This window comes from Streptomyces sp. CC53, from assembly GCF_001865245.1.
Classification (GTDB): domain Bacteria; phylum Actinomycetota; class Actinomycetes; order Streptomycetales; family Streptomycetaceae; genus Streptomyces.
This window is the reverse complement of sequence record NZ_MKXB01000222.1, coordinates 1-5305: the sequence shown is the minus strand read 5'-3', so window position 1 is coordinate 5305 and position 5305 is coordinate 1. Positions and strand designations below refer to the sequence as shown.

8 protein-coding genes are annotated in these 5305 nt (G+C 71.2%); 6 read left to right on the top strand and 2 right to left on the bottom strand.

The genetic code is table 11. The features are described 5' to 3' along the window. The first annotated feature begins 86 nt into the window (after nucleotides 1–86). From BJP40_RS29510 to BJP40_RS29485, 6 genes are all read left to right on the top strand, one after another. On the top strand, nucleotides 87–416 hold the full coding sequence (locus tag BJP40_RS29510; protein ID WP_071283680.1) for a hypothetical protein: 330 nt from the start codon (nucleotides 87–89) through the stop codon (nucleotides 414–416). Nucleotides 417–494: 78 nt separating this feature from the next. Beyond that, entirely contained in the window at nucleotides 495–857 is a 363-nt protein-coding gene (locus BJP40_RS29505; protein WP_071283677.1) for a hypothetical protein, read from the top strand. 138 nt (nucleotides 858–995) lie between these two features. Then, nucleotides 996–1478, top strand: a complete 483-nt coding sequence (locus BJP40_RS29500; RefSeq protein WP_071283675.1) for a hypothetical protein — start codon at nucleotides 996–998, stop codon at nucleotides 1476–1478. 81 nt (nucleotides 1479–1559) lie between these two features. Further along, nucleotides 1560–1880, top strand: coding sequence for a hypothetical protein (locus BJP40_RS29495; protein WP_071283672.1), 321 nt, complete (start codon nucleotides 1560–1562; stop codon nucleotides 1878–1880). Between the two features lie 82 nt (nucleotides 1881–1962). After that, on the top strand, nucleotides 1963–2451 hold the full coding sequence (locus tag BJP40_RS29490) for a hypothetical protein (protein WP_071283669.1): 489 nt from the start codon (nucleotides 1963–1965) through the stop codon (nucleotides 2449–2451). 305 nt (nucleotides 2452–2756) lie between these two features. Further along, nucleotides 2757–3356 carry a hypothetical protein gene (locus tag BJP40_RS29485; protein WP_071283667.1) on the top strand — a complete coding sequence of 200 codons (600 nt, stop codon included), beginning with the start codon at nucleotides 2757–2759 and terminating at the stop codon, nucleotides 3354–3356. On the opposite strand, the gene BJP40_RS29480 is transcribed toward BJP40_RS29485, so the two are convergent. Continuing rightward, nucleotides 3353–3934, bottom strand: a complete 582-nt coding sequence (locus BJP40_RS29480; protein WP_071283664.1) for a hypothetical protein — start codon at nucleotides 3932–3934, stop codon at nucleotides 3353–3355. The genes BJP40_RS29485 and BJP40_RS29480 overlap by 4 nt on opposite strands. Before the next feature lie 100 nt (nucleotides 3935–4034). Then, entirely contained in the window at nucleotides 4035–5030 is a 996-nt protein-coding gene (locus BJP40_RS29475) for a hypothetical protein (protein ID WP_143066051.1), read from the bottom strand. Nucleotides 5031–5305 lie beyond the last annotated feature (275 nt).

The following is a 5305-nucleotide window of genomic DNA, read 5'->3' as shown; positions in this document are numbered from 1 at the left end:
TGCCAACCTGCTGTATTCTTTTACATGTCGGCAAGGGGAACGGCACCCCGCACCGGCACCACCAACACCCCGAAAGGACAACGCGCATGAGTAACCCGGACTTCACCCCGGACGAGATCGACAAGGCTACCAGCCAGTTCATCGCGTTCCATGTTGAGCCGCTGGCGCAGCGCACCGGTCGGCACCCCGTCGACATCCTCGCCGACCTCTCCGAGGAGGTGTTCAGCCTCTCCGTGCTGGCGTACATGCTCGGCAACCGCGCCGCGGCGAAGGACCCCGGCGTCAACGTCCGCGCTGAGGCGGCCGTGCTGTTCCTCGGGATGCTGCGCCAGACGCCCGGCCAGGAGGCCAACGCTGCCGCCCTGACGCGCCAGGTCTACGAGCAGGCCCGCGCCGAGGCCACCGACCAGCGCTGACCCGCCAACGCCGGGGGGCGGGAACGGCACCCGCCCCCCGGCGCCGCCACCCATCAACACCCAGCAGGAGAGGTCCACGTGAATCAGGTCATCGTCTGGAACGAGCAGTGCGCATGCGGCGGCAGCCTCTACGGCCGCATGGAGGAGCCGTGCGCCCCCGACTGCGCCAGATACCTCCCCAACCCCGTCGAGACGGCCCGCGCGACGCTCTTCGCCCACGTCGACCGAGGGTCCCGCCGCGACGCCACCACGGTGACCGTGCTCAACAACGGCGGTCGCAGCCGCCTGTTCGTCCAGGACGACGGCACCCCCGCGCCGCTCGCCCCCACCCCCCACCGCGCCATCGCCCACGACGTGACCGAGGCCGCCCACTACTACGCCCGCGCCGTCTACGGCCCCCGCCGAGCATGGCCCGCCCGCTTCACCGTCACCCGCTACTGACCACCCGTCACCACCACGGCCCCCGCCCCGGCGGGTCGAGTTGCCTATGGCGCTCTAATGCTGTATTCTTTTACGTGTCGGGAAGGGGAACGGCACCCCGCACCGGCACCACCAACACCAGCGAGAGGAACAGAAGCAATGGACGAGACCACCAACACGGGCCGCGCGGCGCGAGGAGCCGCCGCGGTCGCGGGCTTCCTGGCCGCCGCCGCCAAGGCCGGAGCGACGCTCACCCCGGGCGACCGCGCCGAGCTCGGCCGCGCGGCCGTCGAGGCATACGGGCCGGTCATTGGCGACCCCGATGACGCGCTGTGCCTGGCACTCTCTGACATCCTCGCCGACCTCTACCACCACGCCGACGACACGCAGGCCCCTCACGCACTGCTGGGCGCGGCCCTGATGGAGCTGTCCACCACGGTCAACATGCTGCCCGTGCTCGAAGCGCTCGGCGACGACGGCCGCCCCGGCATCCTCACCGCCACGATCGCAGCCGTACTCGCCTACGGCGACGAGCACGGCGTGTGCATCCACGCGGTCACCAGCCTGGCCTACGAGTACTGGGCCGAAGAGGTGGAGGAAGAGCGCTTCATGCGCCTCCGGGCCCAGCACGCCACCGAGTAGCCCTGTCCGTCGCCGGGGGCGGGAACGGCACCCGCCCCCGGCACCACTACCGACACCGACACCCCCGAAAGGACACAGCGCATGAACAACGCCCCGCAGACTCCGGACGCAGACATCACTGAGGCGGAGGTGGAGGAGGCCACCGCGCGCGTACATGGCCGCTTCCTGGAGCCCATGTCGAGGGCGACCGGGCAGGACGCGCGCTTCATTCTCCACACCATCCCCGACGACGTGCACGAGGCCGCCGTGATCGCGTACGTGATGGCTGAGCGCATCGCCCAAAGTGACCCGGCAGTGTCCGTCGACACGGCCGCCGCCGTGCTCTTCTTCGCTCAGCTCCGTGAGACGCCCGGCTGTGCCACCTTCCTGGCCCTTTATTACGGGCAGACCCGCGAGAGCTGACAGTGCCACGTGCCGGGGGCGGGAACGGCACCCGCCCCCGGCACCACTACCGACACCGAAACGAAAGACGGAAGGACCCGGCATGGACGACGTGACCAACGCCGACCGTGCGGCATGGGCCGCCGAGGCCCTGGCCGCCTACAACGACGCGTCCCCCGACCGGTTGTTGCCCGTGCCCGAGACGGCCGAACGGGTGCGGCTCGGCACCATCGCCGCCGAGGCCCTGGCCCGCGCAACCCGACGGAACCCCCGCGAGCACACCGTGACCGACGAGGAGAGCGCACACGAGGTGATCGGCGACCTTTTCGCCTATGCCTTCCTGCTGGCGGACGGCCGCGCCACCCCCGGCCAGCTCACCCGGGCCGCCGAGGAGATGCGCAGCACCGCCTACCCCGTGACGCTGAACGCCGTGTGCGAAGTCGCCGCCGCCGACGTCGAGCGCGTGGCCGCCATGCTCGCCGCCTGCATGGACGCCGCCGAACACTTCGGCTGCGATGTCCCCCGGATGCTGGAGAACGCGCGACGCTGGGCGGAGACGACGAAGGCTGAGGAGGCGTGCACGGCCGTCTGACGGCAGTAGGGGCCGGTGGGGACACCCCGAGGGGTGACGGCATCCCACCGGCCCAGCGCGTTCCACCAACACCGGCCGAAAGGCCGAACGGAAAGCAGCGCCAAGTGTAGACCCGATGCACCGGGCGCCGGCACCCACGCCGGGGCGCGAGGCGGTCCGGGGCGGCATCGAGCCGGCCCCGGACCGCGCTGCCGCCGGCCACCCGCGCCGCCGTCCTACCAGCCCACCCCACCCGCTTGCGGGGCCAGGCGACCCGCGGCCATACCCTCGCACCAACACCAGCCAGCCCCGAAGGAGAGCCCCTCGTGATCCCGCACGGCCGCACCACATTCGACATCCACGGCGTAGCCGAACGCGCCGGCGTCTCCCCGACAACATGGCGCCGCCGGCACCACGCCGCGTTCACCGCCGCAGTGCAGCCGCTCCCCGGATCGCTGAGGCCCGCCCTCTACGACGCCGCCCAGGTCGACGCCTTCCTGTCCGGCAAGCCCGTGCCCGCCCTCCCCGCGGAGCCGCACCCCGACGACCTGTTGACCGACACCGAGGCCGGCGCCATCGCCGCAGTCAGCGCATCCACGATCCGAGCCGATGCCGTCAGCGGCCTGATGCCCCGAGGCGAAGAGCGACACGGCCGCCGGTGGTGGACCCGCGCCGACGCCGAGGCCCGCGCCGCCCGCCCGACGCAGTACAAGGGCCGCACACCCGGCGCGAAGGACAAAGCCCCGCGCAAGCGCCGTCCGGACCACCGCACCGCCGAAGTCGTCACCGAGCTGGAGAGGGCGGAGGCCGGCCGACGCGGGCCCGTGACCGCCGTAGAGCTCGCCGAGCTCTACGAAGTCAGCACCCGCACCGCCGAGCGCATCCTGTCCAAGGCCCGCGCCGAGCGCAGTAAGCCCGCCCGCTAGCCATCGACCGGCAGCGGCCGGCCCACGTCAACCAGCAGGCCGGCCGGAACACCCTCGCGCATCCACGACAGAGCAAGCGGGCCCGCCAGCCCGTTTGCATGCAGCAGTGGCCCACCGTGCTCGCCCATCAGCGCCGCCGCAGCCTCAGCCGCAACAGGCAGTCCCAGATAGGCGGCACCAGGGCGAGGCCACGTCAGATCACGCACAACGCCGTCAGAGCCGGTGCACCAGGCGTGTTCCACAGGGAACGCGACATCCCAGGCCCACCCCTCCACATACGCCAGCTCGCCGCCGGACGCCCACGCCCACGACACCGCCTCAATGAAACACCTCTCCGGCTCCCCCGGCGGGGGCCCGCCATCCGGCCACGGCGCAGGCGTGAACAGCCGGCCGTGCGCCAGCAGGAGCCCGGACAGACAGCTGTGAACCCAGCCAGGCCGAGCACGACGGCACTCCGCATCACGCCGTAGCCAGTTGACCAACCAGCGATCAGCATCCGCCAGCCCCGCCGCGGCAGCATTTATCTCGGGTTCGAAGAACCCGTAAGGCAAGTCAGGGATGTAGGAGAACTGGTACATCCCTGACTGGTTATCTGAGGGAGTCAGGCATGTACGGCAAGGTGGCTCGGGGGTCAGCAGGGAACGGCGCGGGGACATACGCGAGTGCCCCGCACAGCGTCTACAGCCTCGGTCGGCCCTCGGCTTCCCACTCCTCGATCGCCCGGTAGTCGCCGGTCATCGCGTAGCGGCGCTCGGCCAGTTTCTCGACGATCTCGGCGCCCTCCGGATCGAGGCCGAACGCCTGGCCCAGGGTGCGCGCCGCAGCCCGGTCGGACAGGTGGGCCGGGGCCAGCTCCAGGAAGCGCTTGCCTGCCTCCCAGTGCAGCACCCGCAGGCGATGGGCCAGACGGCGCCCCTTGCCGATCTGTTCCTCCGGTAGCAGGCTCTCCGAGTCGACGTCGGCACCGGAGAAGTAGGCGTTCAGGGGCCCCGGGTCGCCATCGATGGCGTAGCGGCGGCACGCGAGGTCGTGGGCGAGCTGCACGGTGGTGAGTCCGGGATCGTGGGCGCACAGGGCCTCGGCGGCCTCGGCGTCGGTGAGGTGAGCGGGCGCAATGTCGAGAATCGTGGTGCCGAACCAGTACTCGAACCGCTTCTTGCGCTGCTCGACCGCGTGGGTGGCCGTCGCTGGCAGGGCAGGCGGCGGTGCCTTGCGGACCCTGTCCAGCGCTGCGGACAGCAGCTCGGCCATGGCCGGCGGCTCCAGCCCTGGGCCGCGTTCCGCGAGAAGGTCCGCGAAGACGCTCGCGACCTCCGGCACACGGCCCTTGACCTCCCGGGCCTGCTGACGGGTGAGCTCCATCGTGTCTCCGAGCGGAGACATCCCAAGGTCTGCTACGACCTGGTCGAGCTGTTCAAGAACAACCGCCATGTCGAGCAAGCGGTAGGCCGACGCCCGCGACACCCCGAACTCGGCTCGCGCGTACGCCTCCCACGTCGGTTGGCCCAGTGCGACCCAGACCCGCGCAGCGTGCGCCTGACGGACCTTACGGGCCAGGGCGATGCCGGTCCTGGCGTGCTCTCGAAGCGCGGCGCGCACTTCCTCGGTGATGGCGCGGGCCTCGGCGGCATCGGCTACGGGACGCTCAGGGGAAGAAGGGGGTTCAATCGCCATACCGGTTCAACGAGTCTCGGTACGCCCCGGAACGACCGCTGCTGGCGGCTCGCACATGCCTAACTTGCCTGCACTCACGATCACACCATTTGCGCAGCTCAGGCCGCACAAATGGGCGCCGCACCCTAGATAAACGGTGCCGGCCGCGCCACTCCACCGTTCATGCCGCCCAGTCTTCCGTGCGGCCGGCCTTGTGGGGGCGGGTGCGGGTCACTGCTGCGGGGGCGTTGCCTCCGGCGGCCCTCCGGGGGGCCACCGCTCCCAGAGGGGGGTGG